This window comes from Thiocapsa sp. (assembly GCF_018399035.1).
GTDB lineage: Bacteria > Pseudomonadota > Gammaproteobacteria > Chromatiales > Chromatiaceae > Thiocapsa.
Genome location: NZ_CP073760.1, coordinates 423904 through 446343, shown reverse-complemented (window position 1 = coordinate 446343; position 22440 = coordinate 423904). Strand labels below are relative to the sequence as shown.

Here is a 22440-nt window from a genome sequence, read left to right as displayed (position 1 = left end):
CTCGGGAGCCCATCCGCACCGCCGCAGGCCCGACGTCTGCGCCCCGCAACAAATTGAACACCTTGATAAACCGGTAGGATGGGTAGAGCGTCAGCGAAACCCATCCTCCAAACCGCCGCGTTGCCGGGTGTCGGTCCGATGCCCTCGGCGCGGGCTGGATGGGTTTCGCTTGGCTCTACCCATCCTACAGGTTACGGTTGGTTTTGAATCGCTCCTGGCATCCCGGCTGCGCATGCCCGGAAGACCTGAAGGCTGAGCGTGCGCTCAATAGATTCGCACCTACACGCCGGCCGACCCTCTGGTCGGCGCTCCCGCCCTTCGCTATCCTTGCGGACCGATCGTCCACTCCCGGAGTCCATCGTGTCCGACCGTCTGCGAATCACTTGGTACGGCGTCACCATCTTTCTCAGCTCGGCGTTCCTTTTGGTGCTGGAGATTCTCGCGGGCCGCCTGATCGCGCCGTACGTCGGGGTTTCGCTCTACACCTGGACCGCCATCATCGGCGTCATCCTCGCCGGGTTATCGCTCGGCAACTGGATCGGCGGGATCTGGGCCGATCGCGGCGGCAACGAGTTGGCGGCCGGCATCACGCTGGCGCTGGCCGGGCTCTTCAGCCTCGGCATCCTCTTTCTCTTGACGCTGGTCGCGCCGCTGATCGAGGCGCGCGAGATGACCCTGCTGGGTGCGAGCTTCTTCTACGTCCTCGCGCTCTTCTTCATGCCGGCCGTGTTGCTCGGCGTGGTGACGCCGCTTCTGACGACGCTGGCATTGGGGCTGGATCGACGCACCGGCCATATCGTCGGGCGCATGCACGCCTTGGGGGCTCTGGGCAGCATCCTGGGCACCTTCGTCACGGGCTACGTGCTGATCCAGTATCTGGGCACGCGCGGCATCATCATCGGTACCGCGCTCGGGCTTTTCCTGCTGGCGCTGCCGTTTTTCAAAGGGCGCTCACGCGTGGCGCCCATCGCCGCGCTTGCCGCGGCAGTCGGTCTGGTCCTGGTGACGGATGCGCGCAACGGCTTCTCCAATCCCTGCGATCGCGAGAGCAACTATTTCTGCATCCGGGTCGTCGACGACTCCGAACGCGCTCCCTTCGGCGTCGCGCGCAGCCTGGTGCTGGACCATCTGGTCCACGGGACCAATCACGACAGCCAGCCCGGCATGCTGATCTCGCCTTACGTGCAGTTGATGGACGAGCTCGCACTCGAGCACTTCGGAGAAGACAAGGCCGAGACGCTGCGCTGGTTCTTCGCGGGCGGCGGCGCCTACACCCTGCCCCGCTCGGTCCGCACGCGGACCCCGGGCGCGACCGTCACCGTCGCCGAGCTGGACCCACTGGTCACGCGCACGACCGAAGAGCGGCTGTTCCTCGACACCCGGGGGATGCGGATTGTCCACGAGGACGCTCGGATCGTCCTGACCCGCGACCCGTCCGAGCACTACGACGTCATCGTCTCAGATGCCTTCCACGACATCTCCATCCCCTACCACCTCGTGACCCGTGAATACGCGGAGCTTGTAAAGTCACGCCTCGCTCCGAACGGGATCTATCTGCTCAACGTCCTGGACGCCTTTCCGGATCCGCGCTTGGTCAAGAGCATGATGAAGACCTTGTCCGAGTCGTTCGAGCACGTGCATGTCTGGATGGATATGGTCCCGCCCGAGGCGGAGCGCATGACCTTCGTCATCTCCGCGAGCGATGCCCGCAAGCCGCCCGAGACACTCGTCGCCCGACGCGGTTTCGCTCATCGTTGGCTGCGTGCGACCGATCCCATGATGCGAACGGGCACGGCCTTCGACGCGTTGCCGCTCTTGACCGACGACTATGTCCCCGTCGAGCGGTTGGTCTCGGAGTTCTATTTCGAAGACCTGGGGCGTTGAACAACAACACGTCTCCGGCGTCGAATCAAAAGGGTTTGACGGCCTTGACGATCGCGTTCGTCCGAGGGTTTACCCGCCGGATGACGGCCGCTACGGCCCCTGGGGCCGTTCAACTGCCGGATCTACGTTAAACTAGAGCGCATCTCCGGACGGCGCGCGACGGGAGGGACACATGGCCCTGGCACGGGAAGACATCGAATTCATCAAGGCCCATTTAGGCGAATGGCTGGCGGAGCAGTCCTTCGCCAAGCCGCCGGCTGTCTACGAGATCGAGCTGCGCGAGCGCATGGTTCGCGTGGAGGAGGAGCTCAGGCACCAGCGCGAGTTGATCCAGACCATCCTGGTGCAGATGGACAAGCACTTCGACTCGGTGGAGAAGCGTTTCGAGCAGATGCAGCTGAACATGGACAAACGCTTCGATGCCGTTGATAAGCGCTTCGAACAAATGCAGCTGAATATGGATCAGCGCTTCGATGCCGTCGACAAACGCTTCGAGCAAATGCAGCGGAACATGGATCAGCGCTTCGATGCCGTCGACAAACGCTTCGATGCCGTCGACAAACGCTTCGAATCCATGGACAAACGCTTCGAATCCATGGATAAACGCTTCGAATCCATGGATAAACGCTTCGAATCCATGGATAAACGCTTCGAAGAGCTGACGCGGCGGCTCGACCGCTTCATGTTCTGGTCGCTCGGTATGACGATCAGCGTCGGAGCACTCGTGGTGGCCGCCATTCGGCTGTGGCCTTGAGGCACGCTGACGCGCGGGGGCGGGGCCGGCGCCGACCGTCGAACCCCGGCCTCAGCCCGACAAGGTCTCCATCCGAATCCGCGTGACCTCGCCCTGCACCGAATCCAACGCCTCGATTCGGGCGATTGCCTCGTTCATCTGACGCTCGATCACACGATGGGTGAGCATGACCAGCGGCACATGGGTCTGCCCCTCTTCCGGCTCCTTCTGCTTGATCGCCTCGATACTGATGCCCTGCTCACCCAGGATGCTCGCGATCCGGGCCATGACGCCGGGCTGATCGAGCGCCGCAAGGCGCAGATAATAGGCGGTCTGCACCGCCTCCATCGGCATTACCGGGGTGTCGGCCAGCTCGTCGGGTTGGAATGCCAAATGCGGCACCCGGTTGTTCGGATCCGTCGTCAAGGCGCGCGTCACATCCACCAGATCCGCGACCACCGCCGAGGCCGTCGGCAGTGCGCCCGCCCCGGCGCCGTAATAGAGGGTCGGTCCGACCGCATCGCCCTTGACCAACACGGCGTTCATCACGCCGTCGACGTTCGCGATGAGACGGCGCTCGGGGATCAGCGTCGGGTGCACCCGCAGCTCGATCCCGTTCTCGCTGCGACGCGTGATCCCGAGGTGTTTGATGCGGTAGCCCAGCTCGGCGGCATAGGCGACGTCCAGTGCGCCGACCTTCGAGATACCCTCGGTGAAACACCGCTCGAACTGGAGCGGAACACCGAAGGCCAGCGAGCTGAGAATCGTCAGCTTGTGCGCGGCGTCGATGCCTTCGACGTCGAAGGTCGGGTCGGCCTCCGCGTAGCCCAGCGCCTGGGCCTCGGCGAGGACATCGGCGAAATCGCGACCCTTGTCGCGCATCTCGGTCAGGATGAAATTGCCGGTGCCGTTGATGATGCCGGCGATCCACTCGATGTGGTTTGCCGCCAAGCCTTCGCGTAGGGCCTTGATGATGGGGATCCCGCCGGCGACCGCCGCCTCGAACCCCACCATGACGCCGCGCTCGCGTGCGGCGGCGAAGATCTCGTTGCCGTGCCGTGCGATCAGCGCCTTGTTGGCCGTGACCACGTGCTTGCCGTTCTCGATCGCCCTGAGCACCAGCTCGAGCGCAGGCGAGTAGCCGCCGATCAGCTCGACGACGATCCGGACCTCGGGATCCTCGACCACGGCGAAGGCGTCCGAGCCGATCCGCCCGATCGCCTCCAAACCGTGAATGCGCTCCGGATCATAGTCCCGCGCCGCTGCGTGCGAGATCTCGATCCCGCGACCGGCGCGACGCGCGATCTCCACGGCATTGCGCGACAAGACCGTCACGGTGCCGCCGCCGACCGTCCCCAAGCCCAGAAGTCCGACCTTTACCGGTTCCATTCATGCACCCCTTGTTCGCAAATCGGTGTTCGCAAATCGGTTCGCCGACGCGCGCGTCAACCTGTTCGAAAGCTCAGCTCCCGGCCCGCGACTCGCGGCGGAACATCTCTTTGATTCCGCGGATCGCCTGACGGGTGCGATGCTCGTTCTCGATCAGCCCGAACCGCACGTGACCGTCGCCGTACTCGCCGAAGCCGATCCCGGGCGAGACCGCAACCTTGGCCTCCTGCAGGAGCTTCTTGGAAAACTCGAGCGAGCCGAGTGACCGGTAGGGCTCCGGGATCGGCGCCCAGACAAACATGGTCGCCTTCGGCGGCTCGATCGGCCAGTCCGCCGCGTTCAGTCCGCTGCAGAGCACGTCGCGCCGGCTCTCGTAGGTGTCGCTGATCTCGCGCACGCACTCCTGCGGCCCCTCCAGCGCAGCAATCGCCGCGACTTGGATCGGCGTGAAGGTCCCGTAGTCGAGATAGGACTTGATGCGCGCAAGTGCAGCGACCAGGGTGCGGTTGCCGCACATGAAGCCGACGCGCCAGCCCGGCATGTTGTAGCTCTTGGACATCGAGAAGAACTCGACGGCGATATCCTTCGCTCCGGGGATCTGCAGGATCGAGGGGGCTCGATAGCCGTCGAAAACGATGTCGGCGTAGGCGATATCGTGGACCACCCAGATCCCGTGCTCGGAGGCGATGTCGATGACCTTCTGGAAGAAATCCAGCTCCACGCATTGCGTGGTCGGATTACCCGGAAAATTCAGCACCAGCATCTTGGGCTTCGGCCACGAGTCTTGGATGGCGCGCTGCAGCTCCTCGAAGAAGTCCACGTCCGGCGTGAGGCGCACATGGCGCACGTCCGCACCGGCGATGATGAATCCGTAGGGATGGATCGGATAGGCCGGATTCGGCACCAAGACCGAATCCCCGGCGCCCATGGTGGCGAGCGCCAGATGGGCGAGTCCTTCCTTCGAGCCGATCGTGACGATCGCCTCGCTGTCCGGATCCAGATGGACATCGAAGCGATCGCGATACCAATGACAGATGGCGCGGCGCAGTCGCGGGATCCCGCGCGAGACCGAATAGCGATGCGTGTCCTTGCGGACCGACGCCTCGACCAGCTTGTCGACGATGTGCTGCGGGGTCGGCTGGTCGGGATTGCCCATCCCGAAGTCGATGATGTCCTCGCCCCGGGCTCGCGCTTCGGCCTTCAACTCGTTGACGATGTTGAAGACATACGGCGGCAACCGCTTGATGCGGTGAAATTCGGGCTCAGGGGCGACCACTGGACAACCTCTTGACGCTGGGAGTGGGGAAAACGCTGAAGTCTACAGTCCCGCCCGCCAGATTCAAAGCCGACGCATCAGTACTTCACCGAGCACCCGTAGGGCCGAGTCACCGGGGTGGTCACCGGGTTGCCCGCAGCCAGATCGGCCATGGCGAGACGCACGTAGTTGCTCGCACCCGCGATGTCGGCCTGATTGCTCGTCGGCTTATCGTCGATGCCGCCCATGTACACCAGAGACCCTTCGGAATCGATGACGTACATATGCGGCGTGGTCTTCGCATCGTAAGCGCGGCCCATGTCCCCTGAGGTGTCGAGCAGGACCGCGGTCGGCGCAGCGCCTCGGTCATCCGTGAGGTCATCGGCCTTCGCCGGACTCACATGCCCCTGTTTGCCCGAAGCCGACGAGATCACCGACAGCCAGACATAACCCGCATCGGTCGCCTCCTTCTGCAGGGCCTGCATGTTGCCCGAGGCATAGTGTTTGACCACGAACGGGCAATCGTGATTCGTCCATTCCAGGATGACCTTTTTGCCCGCAAGTCCGCCGAGGGTCCAGGTCTCGCCTGCAGTGTCCACGACGCTGAAATCCGGTGCCGGAGCGTCGATCTTGGGGGCCGCGACGGCGACGCCGAAGGTCAGCGTCGCCGCCAAGGCGACAGCGCCCAACACAAGGGTCTTCGGAAAAGCCTGCTTCATGGTTCTCTCCTTCTCTCTGGTGGGTGATCAGTCATCAGGATGCTTAAACCGCGCCCAGTGCGATATGCGATGTTTTTGGATGGGATCGGCCCCGGCGGATTTCACGACCGCTGGAGCCGGCGCGGTTTAAGAGATTAAAAAATATATTATTTTAAACCGCGTCCCCGCTAGGGGCAGCGGATGCAACAAACGTCGAGCTCACTCGAAAGTGAGCATCTCGCTTTGGACGCGGTTTAGGACCACCGAGACGCGACGTCTCGGGCTCGACCTATCCATCGCGCCCCGACGAACCCGGTGCCGACGAGCGGATTGCGCGCAGCACCATCTCCTCGGTCAGGATCTGCGGCAGGACCTGCGGTTCCCCGTCGGGCGGATAGAAGACATAGAGCGGGACGCCGTTGCGCCCGTGATCGGCGAGATAGGCCGTGATCGCAGGATCGCGGTTGGTCCAATCGCCCTTGAGATACAACACCCCGGCATCCGAGAAGCTCCGCGCGACGTCCGACGCGCTCAAGGCAACGCGCTCGTTCACCAAACAGGTGATGCACCACGCGGCCGTCATGTTGACGAAGACCGGTCGGCGCGCATCAATCGCCGCGGCGAGACGCTCCGGCGAATAGGGCTCGCTCGCGAGTCCGCTCGCGGACACCTCGCCCTCGGACAGCGTCGGCGCCGCCAGCCGATCGGTCGCAACCCCGAGATACAGGGCGCCGATCAGCGCCGCCGAGGTCGCGGCGAGACCCCAGCGCCGCCGCATCGAAGGCAGGCTGCGCGTGTGCTCGCGCAACCAGAGTCCGAAGGCCAAAAGGACCAGACCGCCGAGCACCAGCGCGACCCCCGCCGATCCGGTCTGCACGCTCAGGACCCAGACCAACCAGGCCGCAGCCGCGAACATCGGGAAGGCGAGCGCCTGCTTGAGGGTCTCCATCCAGGCACCCGGTTTGGGCAGCAGACGGGCCAACCGCGGGAGCAGCGACAATGCTAGGAAAGGCAGCGCCAAGCCGAACCCCAGGGTCAGCATGATCGCCAACGCGAGCGGCCAGCTCAGGGTGACGGCATAGCCCAAGGCAACTCCCATAAAGGGCGCGGTGCAGGGTGCGGCAACCAAGGCCGCCAGAGCGCCGGTTCCGAAGGCACCCGCGGTGCCCGATCCCGTTCGGGCGCCACCCAGGCTCATCAACCGGGCGCCCAGTGTGACCGCGCCCGCGAGACTCAGACCGATCACGAAAAAGACGTAGGCCATGAAGGCGACGAAGGGCGGGTACTGGAGCTGAAAACCCCAACCGACGGCCGCCCCACCGGCGCGCAGCGCCAACAGGAGCACCGCAAGCCCGGCAAAAAACAGCAGCACCCCCGCCGTGTAGGCGACGCCGTGGAGAACGCGCTCGCGCGCCGCCTCCGGGCCTTGCCCGGACAAGCCGTTGATCAAACTCAACGCCTTCATCGCCAGGATCGGAAAGACGCACGGCATCAGGTTCAGGATCAGGCCGCCGAGCAGGGCGAAGACGAAGGCGAGCGGCAATCCGATCGGGCGATCCCGAGCAACGTCTTCGAGGAGCGGTCCACGCACCGCCGCGACCTCGTAGGAGCGCACCTCCCCGAGCGCGTTCGCGACCACCAGCAGCCCATCTGGCGCAACTTGATCCGCCAAGGCGCCGGGCGACAGATCGATCCGCAGGTGGCCGTCGACCAAGCGCCAAGGCTGCTCCGCGGCGTGCTCGATCAGACCCCATTCGCCGGCAAAGAACCAGGCCCCGTCGATCGCCTCCGGCAGCCCGTCCGCCGGGATAACGAGACCGAGCCCCGCGCCCGCGGCACCGAGCACGGCGCCTTCGATCCGCCCGTCCGGCAAACCCGCGCGGGCGGCGGCAAAGACCTCCGCCTGCGCCTGATCGATCGGACCCGATCCGACCCCGGCTTCGACCCCGGCGCCGGCCCCGGATCCGGTCGGAAGCGTCAGATCGAAGCGACCCGATTCCGGTACACAGTGCTCTTCGCACACCAGCCACTCGACATCCGCGCGGATGCGCACGGGCTCGCCGATCGGCCAATCAGCCGGCACGGAGAGGGCAACCAGGTGAACGACGCGCTCGGAGTACCCGTAATTGGCCAAAGGACCGACCGGGATCACCTCGGGTCGCGGCCAGCTCAACGGACCGGCTTCAACCCCCTCCGGCAGAGTCCAATCCACACGCGGCGGATCGCCCGAGTCGCCCGGATTACGCCAGTAGGTGTGCCAGCCCGGTCGAATCTCGAACACCAGGGCCAGATCCATCGTCTCGCCCGGCGCAATCTCGATCCGCTCCGCGACCAAGCGTGCCGTCACATTCTCGGTCGTGACCAGGTTGGCCGAGACCGAGCCCGACCAGACGAGGAAGAGAACGAGAAGGGCGAGACCCGTTTGAAAAAACCGGCAATACGCCGATCGGCGATAAGCGATGCTCGACGACGGCGCGATGCACATCCCGCCCATCACCTGCGCCGCCCCGCACGCCGTTCCAGTTTGAACCCTGTCATATCCTCGCCCAACGCCGCGTAAGGGCAGGCCGCCGTGGCCTTGATCAGTGGAGCAGCGAAGGGGCATTTCATCGCGGAAAAGTGTCCTCTCGATCGATCTCGGCAAGCAGCGGAATAACGGCATCACCAAGCCGGATCGTCCCGCCCGTGACCACCCGAGCGTTCAGTCCGGCGTGACCGCGCATGGCGTTGTAGCCACCGGGACCCAGCGCTTCCTCCATACGCGAGCAGGGCGGGCACGGACCCGTCCCTTCGAGTACCGCCGTCCCGATGCGAAACCGTTGGCCTTTGAGTGCCAAGAGGTTGACACCTGCGACGACCAGATTACGCCGCAGCAATGCGGGGTCGATCGGATCCCGGTGCAAGAGCGCGCCCAAGACCGCGAGGTGCTCGGCCTGCACGAGCGTCACGCCGCGCGATCCCGATCGCCCCGCGTAATGATCGCCCTCGAGGCCGCGCCCGACCAACGCCGTCACCTCGGTGCAGGGGATCACATCCGCCCTTCGCGCCGGCCGTCGACCGATCCACGTAACCTCGCCCGGATGCGGAAATCGGGCAATCAGATCCGAAAGAGAATCCATGCGCTGCACCTGTGGCTTGAAACGGGTCAAGTTCGGGGCAACAGACCACAGGACAAGACATGCTCCTCGCCTGCGGGATCCATTCGGCCTCGACGCCGTCCAACCGCGGACAGCCTCTGCGCGGACTGATAAGGTTCACGTCTGCGCTGTCTTTCGGCCAAGATCAACCTTAACCAGACGACACTCGCTATGCCCCGACTCCTTCTCCCGATCCGCCTCGCCGCGGTCCTCGTCGCGATCGCCCTCACGCTCGCGGGATGCAGCCGTATCGGCATCGCCTACAACACCGGCGATTTTCTCGTGAAGACCTATGCCAAAGACTACCTGGACCTGGAGCAGGCCCAGCTCGAGCGCTGGGAGCCCCTTCTCGGCGCCGAGCTGACGCGTCATCGCGCCGAGGAGCTGCCCTATCTGGCGGCCTATTTCGATCACATCCTCACGGCCAGCGAGGCGGGTTTCGACGCAAGCAACATGGCCTGCCTCACCGGCGAATTTCGCGATCTCTACAGCCGCCAGGCGCGATTCGCCGTGACCCTCGCCGCACCGCTTCTGGCCGAGTTGACCCCGGCGCAGATCGAGCGCCTGGACGAGCGCTTTCGCAAAGAGGCGGCCGAGGATCGCGCCGAGCTTGCCGAGCGCAGCAGCAACCGCGAGAAAGAGAAACGCGCCCGTCGCTACGTCAAATCCATCGAGGACTGGACCGGCCCGCTGAGCGCGGAGCAACGGGCGATCGTCATGGAGGTGACCGGGCGCATGCCCGACACCCAAGCAAGTCTAGTCGAGTATCGCACCGCCAAACGCGAGCGCTTGATGGCGCTGATCCGGGCCGAGGCCCCCGAGCCCGAGATCAAGCACTTCCTCACCGACTGGCTCGTCGACTTCAACGATCTGCCGCCGGATCTCGAGCAAGGCGGCCAACGGCTGGGCGAGCGGATCGGCGAGCTCTTCGTCAGCCTCGGCAAGACCCTCGACGCCAGTCAACGGGATCGCTTGAACAAGCGCTTACGCAGCCTTCACGATGATTTTATGAAGCTGCAGAAGCAGCCGAAGATGGCGCAGATAACCTGTTGAACCGGGATTGAACCGCGTCCGGAGGGACATGTATGCGTGACATGATGCTCCGGCCTTCTCGGGGCCAACAGCCTCGGCGGTCGACGCGGTTCAAGAATTCAAAAGATTCAAAAACCAAAACACGTAGGATGGGTAGAGCGCAGCGAAACCCATCCTCCAAGCTGATCATTCGGTAGGGTGGACGAGCGAGAGCGAAGTCCACCAAACCCCGCGGCGGCGCTGGTGGACTGCGCGGCGCTTGTCCCTACGGCGCGTGCGGAGGCAGTTCGTGAATTTGTATTTCTGTTATCTTCTAAACCGCGTCCAGCTCCAACCTCTTGAATTCCAAAACAGTTGACGTCCACACCAAACGTCCAAAATGGTTCGGGACGCGGTTTAGTTTAGAAGAGGTCGTCCATCACTCTGGGCGCGGATCGGCGCACGGAGGTATCGGCCTTTCTGGTCGGACCCGCGATCCTGACCGGCTCGGGGCCGAGCAGGGCCTTGCTGAATTCCTCGTTCACCATCTCGAGGATGCCGCTCTTGGCCTTGGTCTCGGTCCCGCGGGTCGGGTCGACACGCACCTGCACCATCCCGGGTGGCGGATCGAGCTGCGCGATCGGGAGATCCTCGAGCGCTGCGCCCATGAAATCGGCCCACATCCCGAGCGCGGCCCGACCACCCTCCTCGCCGCGACCGAGCTTCTCGAAGTCGTCGAAGCCCATCCATGCAATGGTGACGAAGTCGGCTTGATAGCCGGCAAACCAAGAATCGCGCACGTCGTTCGTGGTGCCCGTTTTGCCGACGATGTCCTTGCGATTGAGTTTCTTGGCACGTGTTCCCGTGCCCGTCTCGACAACCTCGCGCAGCAACGACGTCATCTGATAGGCGATCCGCGGGTCGATCACCTGCGAGGCCGCAGGGCCGGCTTCCAGGCCCTGCACCCGTGCGGACGTATCGCCGTAGCGGTACCAACAGTCTGAGCAGGATCGCGGTGCGCGCGACTCGAACAGGACCCGTCCGTCGCCGCTCTCGATGCGTTGGATGAAATAGGGCGTCACATGGAAGCCGCCGTTGGCGAATACGGCGTAGCCTTCGGCCAGCTTCATCGGCGACATCTCGCCGGTCCCCAGCGCCATGGACAGGCCCAAGGGCATGGCATCCAGATCGAATCCGAATGCCCGGATGTAGTTTTGAGCATCCTCCAAACCGACGCTCTGCAGCAGATTGATGGCGGCCAGATTGCGCGAGAGCGCCAGGGCGCTCCGCATTCGGATCGGCCCCATCTCCTTGCGATCGGAGTTGCGCGGGTTCCAATCCTGGCGACCCGTCAGCTGCACCGCCTCGTCCTTGATCAGGCTCGCCGGTGTCCACCCCTCGTGAAGCGCCGCGGCGAAGACGAAAGGCTTGAAGCTCGAACCCGGCTGACGGCGCATGTCGACCGCCCGGTTGAACTTGCTCGCGTTGAACGAATAGCCGCCCACCAAGGCGCGGACCGCGCCGTCCTGCGGCGCGATCGAGACCAAGGCACCCGCGACACTCGGCAGTCTGACCGAGCTCCCAACGGCCCTCGCCGTCCTGCACTGGTCCGTCATGGCCTGCCCGTCATGCTGCAGTCGAACGAGATCGCCGACCGCGAGGACATCCGTCACCCGTCTCGGCCGGGGGCCGCGCCAATTCGCGTTGCGAAACTCCTGCGCCCAGGACACCTGTTTGATACCCAGCTCGACACGACGCCCGGAGCCGATGTAGATCTCCGCCTCGCCGCTGGAGGCGCGGGTCACCAACCCGGGCGTCAGGTCCGGGATCCGCGTGACGGTCTCGAGATAGGCGTCCATGTCGGCATCCGAAGCGCCGTCGAGATCGATCTTGGCCTCGGCGCCGCGATAGCCGTGGCGTCGGTCGTAATCGCGCAGCGCCCGGCGCACCGCCGCCTGCGCGGCGCGCTGCAACCGCGCATCGACCGTGGTGGTCACCCGAAAGCCTTGGCTGAGGGCTTCCTCGCCGTAATGCTGGACAACGGTCTGGCGCGCCATCTCCGCGACGTAACCCGCGTCGAGATCCGGCTGACGGCGATGCAGTCGCGCCATATCGGGCGTCAAGACCGCAATCTCGTACTCCTCCCGGTCGATCTGACCCAGCTCGAGCATGCGCGAGAGGATGTAGTCGCGTCGCTCGAGTGCGCGCTCGGGATTGGTGACGGGGTTGTTGCTGGACGGCGCCTTCGGAATGCCGGCCAACATCGCCGCCTCGGCGGGGGTGAGCTCGTCGAGCTCCTTGTCGTAATAAAGCGCGGCCGCGGCCGAGATGCCGTAGGCGCGGTGACCGAAAAAGATCTGATTCAGATACAGATCGAGGATCTGATCCTTCGTCAAGGTTCGTTCGACCTGCAGCGTGAGCAAGACCTCGGCGAGCTTGCGCTGGAAGGTCTTCTCCGAGCTGAGCAGGAAGTTGCGGGTCACCTGCATCGTGATGGTGCTGCCGCCCTGGGCCTTGGTGCCGGTGGAGGCGAAGCTCAGCAAGGCGCGGCCGATGCCGATCGCATCGACCCCGCCGTGCTCGAAGAAGCGTGCATCCTCGGTCGCGAGGAAGGCGTTGACCACCAGGGGCGGGATGTCGTCGTAGGCCACCGGACGGCGGCGCTCGATACCGAACTCGGCGATCAGGCCGCCGTCGCTGCTGAAGACCCGCAGCGGCTCCTCGAACTGGACCTGACGCAGACTCTCCACACTCGGCAGCTCCGGGGCATGGACCGACACGAAGACACCCGCCCCGAGCAGACCCAATGCAAGCAGTTGCAGCGGCGCGCCCAAGACGCCGAGAAATCCGAAAAACCAACCGAACACGGAGCGACTGCGCCGTGACGAACCCCGATTGCTGCGATGCTTGGTGCGCGCGACACGTCCCGAGGGCCTTCCGGCCGTCGAACGCGGACGGGGTGGATCCGAGCGCGCGCCCGGCTCCAAGCCGGGATCGGAATCGGAATCGGAATCAGAGGCGGAGCCGGGTCCGAAATCGAAACGAACCCTTTCGCGCTCCGTCGAGCGGTTCCCGGGCCGCACACCACCGCCGGATCCCGGCATCGAGCTATCGGACTGTCGGTTCAAGAGCCCCTCCGCCCGCCTCGCCCGGTCGACGCGGAGGTCTCCCGGGCGCAGCAAGTCTCTTCATCATCGTTGTTGTTGAAAGCGATTGTATACCGAGCGCGCGTGGGTTTTTCGGAAAGCAAGGTGCGTTCCGCGCGTGTCGGCGAAGGCGCGCCGACGCAGCGTAGCAGCCCATACGGCGAGGGGGCGCAACGCCGGCCAGGCGAAAGCGGGGCGTGCAACGCGGCGAAAAACCCACGTGCGCTCGGTATACACTAGGGCACCCTGCGCCGGCAGCGCTCGATCGGGCACTCCACCCGATCCGCTCATCAGCCAGTCGTCGGCGAGTCCGACAGCGTCGGCGCGTTTACACAGGGGCGAGAGGGCCTCGTTATTTCGACCGGCCACCCAAAACCTATAAGGGCTCGTGACACCCGCTCCGCGGTGTCACGCATGCCCCGTGGCGCTCTGCGCCACGTGCCGCCATGGCCGCAGTGACGAACAAGGCAGGAGTAGAGCTTGTGATGCGCGAACTGGATTCGACCCCCCGCGATGTCCATCCGAGCCGTGGACCGACTCGGCACTGTCGGCGCAAACCGTGTCGCGCATGAGGTTTCTTCGACTCACCGCCTCCGCGGCTTGTCTCTTGATCGCCGCGCTCGAGGGTGTCGCCGCCGCCGACATCTCCGAGCCGACCCTGGTCACCGCGGTCCCGGCGATGCGCGAGATCGCACTCGTGGGATTTACCCGCGCCCTCGCCGAGGCACCCTTGGTGGCGGAGTCGGACGGACGGGTCCAAGCGCTCTTCGCCGATGTCGGCGACCGGATCGACGACAGCGGTCGCTTCGCTCAACTGGACACCACGTTCCTGCTGCTCGATCTCGAGGAGGTCGGCGTCCAGGAGGAGCGTCTGCGCTCGCAGGTCGACTACGATCAACGCGAGGTCACGCGATTTCGGGAGCTCGTACGCCAAAACAGCGCTTCGGCCTCCCAACTGGAGACGCTCGAGCAGTCCCTGCGCGACAACAGCCACGCCTCGCGGGCGCTGGATGTCAAACGGCGCATGCTCCAAGAGCGGCTCGCGCGCGCGACCATCTCGGCACCCGTCGGCTGGTCGGTCACCGCCCGCAATGTCGAGCTCGGGCAATGGGTGCGCGGCGGCGAAACGGTCGGACGTGCGGCGGATTTCTCGACCCTTTTGGTCCCCTTCGCCCTGACCCCGGAGCAGTTCGTTGCCCTTGAGCAGACTCGCTCCGATCTCGCCCTGGAAGTCATGGACTTAGGAAATACGACCGACCCTGCGATCCGGGCGCGTATCCACCGCGTCAACCCCGGGTTCGACCCGGAGACCCGCAAGATCGCCGTGGAGCTGGCCCTGACCGATACGGTCGAACCCGCTCGCGGCGGACTGCGCGTGCGCTTACGCTTGCGCCTGCCCGAGGCCACGGGCGCCGTCAGTCTCCCGCCTTCCGCGATCGACTCCAGCTACGAAGAATCCTGGGTCATTCGCGAGAGCGGGGAGCGGGTTTCGGCGCTGCCGCTCGGACCCGACGCGCTGAATCCGGAGCTTATCCGGGTCACGGCCCCGGGGCTGAAGCCCGGCGATCGGATTCGCACGGTCGGGAGTCGCTGACCCGTGCGCGCTGTCGTTCGCTTCACCCTGCGGCAGCGGGTGCTCTTCAACCTGCTGTTCGTCTTCATGATCGTCGCGGGCATCTTCGCGCTCGATGCCCTGCCGACCGAGCGTTATCCCGAGGTCAACTTCGGCAAGGTCATCATCACCACGATCTATCCGGGCGCCTCCCCACGCGATGTCGAAGCCCTGGTGACACGCGAGATCGAGCTGGCGCTCGACGGCCTGGAGCACGTCGAGCTCATCCGCTCCAACTCGGTGCGCGAGCGCTCGACCCTGGTCGTGAAGTTTCGCGACGACACCGATTACGGCGCACTCTACGACGAACTTCGCTTTCGCGTGCTCAGCATCCTGGGGCGTCTTCCCGAAGGCGTCGACCCGCCGCGCTTCGACCTGATCCGCACCTCGTTTTGGCTCCCGGTCGTCGCGATCAACCTCGTCGGCGATCGCTCCAACCGCGCCTTATCCTTGATCGCGAAGGAATTGCAGATCCGCATGGCCCAGATCCACGGGGTCACCGAGGTGAAGCTCGACGGGGAGCAGCGACGCGAGTTCCACATCTTTCTCGATCCCTGGAAGCTCAAGTCGCATGGCGTGAGCCTGGATCAGGTCGCCGTCGCCTTGCAGGACGCCAATGTCACCCTCCCCGCCGGCGACTTCAGCGACGGCACCGGCGAGTACATGGTGCGTGTGGACGAGCGCTTCCGCACGCGCGATCAAGTCGTCGGCACCGTCGTGCGCCGCGATGCCGACGGCTCCTTCGTCACCGTCGACGACCTGATCTCGGACGCCAGCCTCGGCTATCGCACCCCGAACATCATCACCTCCGCCGACGGCAAGGACGGTGTCGCACTGCGGCTGCTCAAGGCCGAGGGCGGCAATGCGATGGAGATCTACGCCGCGGCCGAGGCGATCCTCGAGGAGGTCGCGCCGCTTCTCGAGCAGGAAGGGATCGAGGTGGTCCTCACGCTGGACTCGACAACCTACATCAAGGAATCGATCCGGACCCTCGGCTGGAACATGATCGTCGGGGTCCTGCTGGTCAGTCTCATCCTCTGGTACTTCATGGGGATACGCAACGCCGGCCTGGTCACCGTCGGGATTCCCTTCTCCTTCATGGTCACCGCGGTGCTGATGCATCTGACCGGCAACTCGCTCAACGAGTTCACCCTCTTCAGCTTCGTGCTGGTCTCCGGGATCATCGTCGACGACGCCATCGTCGTGGTGGAGAACATCTACCGCCATGTCCAGGACGGCGAGCCGATCGAGCAGGCGATCGTGGAGGGTACCGCGGAGGTCGCCTGGCCGGTGATCTCCGCGACCGCCACGACGGTCGCGGCCTTCCTGCCGATGCTGATCATGACCGGCTCCACGGGCGAGTTCTTCGCGCTCATCCCCAAGGCGGTGAGCTTTGCCATCGTCGCTTCGCTGTTCGAGTGCTTGTTGATCCTGCCCCTGCACTACCTTGATTTCGGACCGCGCCCGAAGACACACGCAGCCGGCCGAAGCGCGACACAGCGCGAGCGGGAGAACCGCTCGATGCGCCTTCTCCGACGCATGACCGATCGCCTGATCCGGGTCACCATGCGCTTTCGGGTGCTGAGCCTCTCGGTGGTGCTCGTCGCCTTCCTGACGGCCATCGCCGTCCTCGGCGTCTCGATCGCCGGCATTGCGCCCTTGGTGCGCATCCAGTTCTTCCCGGACGACTACTCCACCTACTATGCCTTCATCGAAGGCGCGCCCGAGACGCCGATCGCGCAGACGCACGAACGCGTGAAGGCGGTCGCTCGCTTCATCATGGCCGACGGCCCCGGCTACGCACGCTCCGCTGCGGGCTTTGCCGGCTTCACCGTCAGCGAGGACTACGAGGACGAGCTGGGCCGACATCTGGGCACGGTCATGGTCGCGCTGCCGAGCAAGGCCGATCAAGCCTTCGACGACCCGCTGGACCACCTCGACAGGATCCGCGAGCGTCTCATCGAGCAGTTCGCCGAGCCCGGAGTCCGAATCCGCGTCCGCGCCGAGAAAGACGGCCCGCCCACCGGAAAGGACATCAACGTCCAGATCGCCGGATCGAACGAAGCGGCCGTGCGGGGCCTGAGTGCGGATCTGTTGCAGCGGCTGCGCGAGCATCCCGAATTCGGTCCGAATCTGCTCGATCTTCAGGACGATCGCGGCATCCCCTCGCGCGTCTTTCGGCTTGCCGTCGACGAATCGCGAGCCCGCGAGCTCGGTCTCACCGCGGGCGATGCCGCACGCATGGCCGCGTCGGTCCTCGACGGGCGCTACATCGGCAAGTACCGTCTGAGCGACGAAGAGGTCGACCTCAAGCTCCGCGTCGACCCCGCCTATCTGGACGCACCCGAGGCCGCGCTCGATATCCCGGTCCTCGAACACCCCTCCGGACCGGTGCTGCTGCGCGACATCGTCCAGCCCATCGCCGAGGTCCAGCCCGGCGAGCTCAAACGCTATCAACGCCAACGCAGCCTGACCGTCACGGCCAATATCCGCTCCGGCGCCCCGATCTCCTCCGCCCAAGTCATCGCCTGGGTGCGTGCTCAGTATCCGGAGCTGCGCGGGCTCTACCCCGGGGCTACGCTGGTTTTCGGCGGCGAGTTCGAAGAAACCCAGCGCTCCTTCGACAGCCTCGCACAGGCGTTCGGCCTCGCCGTGCTGCTGATGTACCTCATCCTCGCAACCCAGTTCAAGTCATACACCCAACCGCTGATCATCCTCTCCGCGGTCATGTTCTCCATCATCGGGATTGTCTTCGGCAAGGTCGTCACCCAGTCGCTCTTCACCGTCAACAGCTTCATCGCCGTCGTCGGCGTCACCGGCGTCGTCGTCAACGACGCGCTCGTCCTGCTCTCCTTCATCAACCAACGCTACCGAGACGGCCTCGACCGCCACGCCGCCATTCGCGAAGGCGTGCGCCTGCGCCTGCGCCCCATCGTCCTCACCACCCTGACCACGACATTAGGGCTCATGCCGATGGCCATCGGCATCCCCAGCTACTCCGTCATCTGGGGCTCCATGGCCTCCACCTTCGTCACCGGCCTCGCCACCGCCACCTTCCTCACACTCTTCATCGTCCCCGTCGCCTGGGACCTCCTCACCGAATGGGAAGAAAAACGCGCCGCCAAACGCGCCCACCGCAAAACCAAAACCCGCCAAATAACGTAGGATGGGTAGAGCGAAGCGAAACCCATCCCCCCCACCCACCACCACACCCGTAGGATGGGTAGAGCACAGCGAAACCCATCCCCCCACCCACCACCACACCCGTAGGATGGGTAGAGCGAAGCGAAACCCATCCCCCACCCACCACCACACCCGTAGGATGGGTAGAGCGCAGCGAAACCCATCCTCCCACCCACCACCACACCCGTAGGATGGGTAGAGCGCAGCGAAACCCATCCTCCCACCACCGACCTCCGCGCCAAACGCCCCCAGAGCGAAGCGCCAAAATAACACCTTCGGTGTATACTCGCTCCACCCAAGCCCCCCAGCGCCGCCCAAGACGGAAAACACTCCGGATGACCAACTACCGCCGCTTCCGAGTCCCCGGAGGCGTCTACTTCTTCACCCTCCGACTCGAAGATCACGCGCGAACCCTCCTCACCGATCACATCGACCCTCTACGCGCCGCCTTTCGCGCTGTCCGCACCCGCCACCCATTCGAGATCGACGCGATCGTGATCTTGCCCTCGCATCTCCATTGCCTCTGGTCTCTGCCGGAGAATGACAGCGATTACAGTCGACGTTGGCGCCAAATCAAATCAAACTTCTCAAAGGCAATACCAGCCGATGAAACCATCAGCGAAAGCCGGCGCCGAAAGAACGAACGAGGCGTTTGGCAAAGACGCTTCTGGGAGCATACGATCCGCGACCATCGAGGTTATGCCACAAGGTTCGACTATATCCATTACAACCCGGTGAAACACGGCTTCGTCGACCGGGTTAAGGATTGGCCTTATTCGTCCTTCCATCGTTGTGTTCGGTTGGGCGTGTATCCGGAGGATTGGTGCGGGGGTGGAGGGTTGGAGGACCTGGATTTGGAGGAGAGGTGACGTACCGAACCGGCAGTGTCGGAGGTGGGAGGATGGGTTTCGCTGTGCTCTACCCATCCTACGGTTTGGTGGTGGTGAGAGGATGGGTTTCGCTTCGCTCTACCCATCCTACGGTTTGGTGGTGGTGGTGGGAGGATGGGTTTCGCTTCGCTCTACCCATCCTACGGTTTGGTGGTGGTGGGGTTAGCGATCGACGTCGCTGCTCCAGAAGAGGCGGGTGCGTTTGTGGGTGATGGCGGGTTTGATCTCCTGGGGGCTGATGGGTGTGCCGGTGGAGCCGTCTCGCGGTGGTGCGCCGATGACGACCATCGTGGGTTTGCCGTCGATCGGCACGGTTGCGAGCACGGGTGCCGGGGGCAGTCCCCCGCCGGCCAGCTCGCGAGAGCGCGAGCCGCCGCAGGTCTCGGTCACGCCGATTGCACCTGATCCGTTGAAGAGGTTCACCCAGTAGCCGGCCGCAATGCCGATCGGCCGTGCGCAGATCCCGACAGCGGTTCCGCCGGGTCGGGAGGTGCTGAAGGTTGCCATGCCGGCGACGATGATCGCATTCGTCACCGTCTGTTCGCCGCGGTTCGGGAGATCCATGAACCAGCCCCGCTGCACCGTGCCCGGCACCACGCCGGCCGCGTCGCATCCGGGATTCACCGTGCGATTGTGCATGAGGGTCGCGTCGTCCAGATTGTACGGATAGGTTCCCGTTGCCACGTCGGCAGGATCCTCTCTCGGCTTGTCGAGAAACACGTAAAAGCGATCCTGGACATCGGAGGTATAGGGATAATTGGTCTCCAACGGCCGTTCTCGGTTACCCGATCCCAAGGCCAAATAGACCATATCGCGATACGCCATCACCGCAGGCCCGTAGAGAAACTTTCGCGCGCTGCCTTGAGTCCGTGCCACCTTGAGCATCTGCCAATCGCCCGGCGCCAGCGCGCCGCCCGTGACCGGGTCGATAAAATTGATGCGATACAGGTTGCCGCCCGTGTCCGCCGCGTAGGCAACATCCATGAAGCCGTCGTAATCCAGGTCCACCAGACTGACATCCGCCGGGACGGGCCGATCAGTTGGGAAGGAAGCCAACACCCCGCCGGTTTCGGCATCCAGGATGTAAACAGCGCGCCCCTTGCTGCTGCCGCAGCTCGGGGTCGTCACGTCCGCGTCTTCACACCCATCGTAGCCGCCGCCCATCACCAGCACCGGTTCTGCGCCCGCGGCATACCCTTGAACGAATCCGGCATTCGGGATCGACCACGTCTGACCCAGGCCGGCAAGGCCACCCATGCAATCGACATCGTCGCCGACGTTCGGGCACCCGGCACGCCACATCAACGCCGGCGAGTCCGGGGTCGTCACGTCGAACGCATAGACCATCCGTCCACCGCGTCGCATCGTCGGAAAGATCCAGGCCCGGTCGATAAGATCCGCATCGTCGTATTCCACGACCTGTCCGATCGATCCGTCGAAGAAATAATCCTTCGGGAGCGGATTGGCCGCCTGGTCCTGGTTCGGATAGGCCACGAGCGGTTCATTCGCCCGCAGACGCGCGAGCTTGCTGAAATGCTCACGCGCGATGAATGACCAGCGCTCCGAGCCGTTCTCCGCATCGACAGCGCGCAGCATCCCGTCATTCGTTCCGTAATAGACCACGACACCGGCGTTGCCGCCGTAGTTGATCGGCAGCGGCCGTGAATGCACGATATCCCCGTGAATCGTCGGCCGCGGATCCGTCTGAGTATTGCTCTTGTCCATCAGATCGACATCCATGCCGCGGGTATAGTCGACGAGATCCGAGGCAAGCCCGCTGTTCAAGGTATTGAAGGCGACCAGCGCCTCGCCCGATCGGGTCAGGACCTTGCGATTCGCGATATCGGAGAGACGCAGCATCTGACCGGCGGCACCCTTCTCGACAAAGGGTCCATCCGGCCGATCCGAGTAGGGACTGCCCGCCGCGCGGCACTGGCCCATGGGATCCGGGACGACGCCCAAGCCCGCCCAGTAGTCGACCGAGCCCTGTGTCCAGAAGCTCGAGGCGCACTCGGCGACAAACCCGGAGAGCGTATTCACCGCAGGCCGTTTATCGACGTCGGCAAGGTCGATCCCCGTGTCGAATCGCGCAAGTTGGTAGCGTTTGACATTGCCGAACCAGCGCGGCTTCGCATACGGCTCGGGGCGAAACATCCCGATGAAGACCTGGTTTTCGTTCTGTGCTCGGTTGGTCGCGCTGATCGGCAAGGATGCCGACGCGAAGGTCGAGTTGACCGAAATGATCTCGGAGATGATGGTCTCCAGGACCGCCTCGAGCGTTTCCTGGTTGCGCGCGAAGAAATAGCCTCCGCCGCCGACCTTCGCGGCGCTCATCAAGAGACCGGTATGATCGTCGTTCTGTTTCTTGTTGAAGACGTCGATGGTATAGGTAATGACGCGGGCGCGTGGATCGGACACCGCTGCACCCGGAATCGGCACCCCTGAACATAGAGAAACTTCGACCAATCATCCAGGTTCCAATCCCTGCCCTTGCTCGTATCAAAGTCACCGGTCGGTACCATCGTTTCGTTGATAATCGTCCCCTCGACCATGTAGCGGTCTTGGTTGCCGCATTCGTTATCTCGCGGCGATTCCTTGGTCGAGAGACAGACGCAGCTCGAATACCCTGCGTTCAAGCAATCGCTTCCCGCCGCATTCACGGCGGATGTGCAGCTATTCTGATTATTGTAACAGTCTTTACTTAATCCCAGGCTCTCGACTTCCGTTTGCCGGTTGAGCGTGAACTTGGGAATCGGGAGCGGCGTTCCGCTGCCGGAACCGGCCAAACGATCCGCTGTACCACCCGCGGCCGTCACCAATGCGGACAACGCATTTGAATTGCTTGAATCGTCGGTGGACGGACCACTGCTCTGCGGATTCCCGATAAAGACCAGATAGGTGTCGGTACAGAGATCCGCCGTGGTGAGCGGGGAGCTGAATCGCGAGTAGCTCGTCTGGTATCCGCTCGCATCCGCAAGGCCGCTCGGCGTTCCGGTCCCGCTGTCGAGCGAGGTTCTGCCGGCCAAGTAATTGTAAACGTCATGCATCAGATAGCCGTACTTCGGGCCGGATTGACGTTTCTCGTCCGGTGCGTTGATATTGTTGTAGATGCGATCCAGCTTCGTATTCAATGCGCTCTGGTTGGTCGTGTTCAGCTCCTTGATCGCATGTCGCACATAGGCATTGTCGTTCTGGCTTCCCTGCGTCACGTACATCATGAGCCCCACGTTGACCTTGCCGGTCAGTCCACCCAAGGCATTGCGAATCGCCCTAGCCTCCGCCTGTCCCTGCGATGTGCCCTTCGGCAGCCAGTGCTGGTCGTTACGGCTCCAGTTGGCCGAGTTGTCCAGAACGAACAGAATGTTCGGCTTGGCCGTCTGTGCTCCCGTACCACCGACGAAGATATCGATATCCTCGGCAAAGATCGCGGGATGCGCCAGAAGCATGGCGATCGCGAATCCAGTGACATGACCTAAACGCATGGGACTAAACATGGTGAATC

The 22440-nt window shown here is 64.1% G+C and carries 14 protein-coding genes; 6 read left to right on the top strand and 8 right to left on the bottom strand.

Going from position 1 to position 22440, the window contains the following annotated elements; translation table 11 throughout:
• Positions 1–360: 360 nt before the first annotated feature.
• On the top strand, positions 361–1884 hold the full coding sequence (locus KFB96_RS02115) for a fused MFS/spermidine synthase (RefSeq protein ID WP_213458736.1): 1524 nt from the start codon (positions 361–363) through the stop codon (positions 1882–1884).
• 172 nt (positions 1885–2056) lie between these two features.
• Positions 2057–2638 (top strand): hypothetical protein, encoded by a 582-nt coding sequence (locus KFB96_RS02110; RefSeq protein WP_213458735.1) that lies wholly within the window; start codon positions 2057–2059, stop codon positions 2636–2638.
• A 51-nt stretch (positions 2639–2689) separates the two neighbouring features.
• Here the strand turns inward: KFB96_RS02110 and KFB96_RS02105 are convergent, their stop codons facing one another.
• From KFB96_RS02105 to KFB96_RS02085, 5 genes are all read right to left on the bottom strand, one after another.
• Positions 2690–4006, bottom strand: coding sequence for a homoserine dehydrogenase (locus KFB96_RS02105; RefSeq protein ID WP_213458734.1), 1317 nt, complete (start codon positions 4004–4006; stop codon positions 2690–2692).
• A gap of 73 nt (positions 4007–4079) precedes the next feature.
• A complete protein-coding gene (gene alaC, locus KFB96_RS02100) occupies positions 4080–5282 on the bottom strand; it encodes an alanine transaminase (protein WP_213458733.1) in 1203 nt (400 codons plus the stop codon).
• Positions 5283–5359: 77 nt separating this feature from the next.
• The gene (locus KFB96_RS02095; RefSeq protein ID WP_213458732.1) at positions 5360–5980 is read right to left on the bottom strand and encodes a thioredoxin family protein; all 621 of its coding nucleotides are present in this window, start codon (positions 5978–5980) and stop codon (positions 5360–5362) included.
• A 268-nt stretch (positions 5981–6248) separates the two neighbouring features.
• A complete protein-coding gene (locus KFB96_RS02090) occupies positions 6249–8444 on the bottom strand; it encodes a protein-disulfide reductase DsbD (RefSeq protein ID WP_300971237.1) in 2196 nt (731 codons plus the stop codon).
• A gap of 121 nt (positions 8445–8565) precedes the next feature.
• Positions 8566–9078: an MOSC domain-containing protein gene (locus KFB96_RS02085; protein ID WP_213458730.1), complete on the bottom strand. Its 513-nt coding sequence runs from the start codon at positions 9076–9078 to the stop codon at positions 8566–8568.
• A 189-nt stretch (positions 9079–9267) separates the two neighbouring features.
• Between KFB96_RS02085 and KFB96_RS02080 the strand changes: the two genes are divergently transcribed.
• Entirely contained in the window at positions 9268–10149 is an 882-nt protein-coding gene (locus KFB96_RS02080) for a DUF6279 family lipoprotein (RefSeq protein ID WP_213458729.1), read from the top strand.
• A 380-nt stretch (positions 10150–10529) separates the two neighbouring features.
• On the opposite strand, the gene KFB96_RS02075 is transcribed toward KFB96_RS02080, so the two are convergent.
• Complete coding sequence (locus tag KFB96_RS02075) at positions 10530–12974, bottom strand: penicillin-binding protein 1A (protein ID WP_300971236.1); 2445 nt, start codon at positions 12972–12974, stop codon at positions 10530–10532.
• Positions 12975–13821: 847 nt separating this feature from the next.
• On the opposite strand from KFB96_RS02075, the gene KFB96_RS02070 reads away from it, so the two are divergent.
• From KFB96_RS02070 to KFB96_RS02060, 3 genes are all read left to right on the top strand, one after another.
• Positions 13822–14847: an efflux RND transporter periplasmic adaptor subunit gene (locus KFB96_RS02070; RefSeq protein WP_213458728.1), complete on the top strand. Its 1026-nt coding sequence runs from the start codon at positions 13822–13824 to the stop codon at positions 14845–14847.
• A 3-nt stretch (positions 14848–14850) separates the two neighbouring features.
• Positions 14851–18030, top strand: a complete 3180-nt coding sequence (locus tag KFB96_RS02065; RefSeq protein WP_213458727.1) for an efflux RND transporter permease subunit — start codon at positions 14851–14853, stop codon at positions 18028–18030.
• A 353-nt stretch (positions 18031–18383) separates the two neighbouring features.
• The gene (locus KFB96_RS02060) at positions 18384–18917 is read left to right on the top strand and encodes a transposase (protein ID WP_213465175.1); all 534 of its coding nucleotides are present in this window, start codon (positions 18384–18386) and stop codon (positions 18915–18917) included.
• 183 nt (positions 18918–19100) lie between these two features.
• Here KFB96_RS02060 and KFB96_RS02055 read toward each other — a convergent pair whose 3' ends face one another.
• Both KFB96_RS02055 and KFB96_RS26260 read right to left on the bottom strand, forming a co-directional pair.
• Positions 19101–20663, bottom strand: a complete 1563-nt coding sequence (locus KFB96_RS02055; RefSeq protein WP_300971773.1) for a PilC/PilY family type IV pilus protein — start codon at positions 20661–20663, stop codon at positions 19101–19103.
• Positions 20664–21271: 608 nt separating this feature from the next.
• A complete protein-coding gene (locus KFB96_RS26260; RefSeq protein ID WP_300971235.1) occupies positions 21272–22432 on the bottom strand; it encodes a hypothetical protein in 1161 nt (386 codons plus the stop codon).
• Positions 22433–22440: the final 8 nt, after the last annotated feature.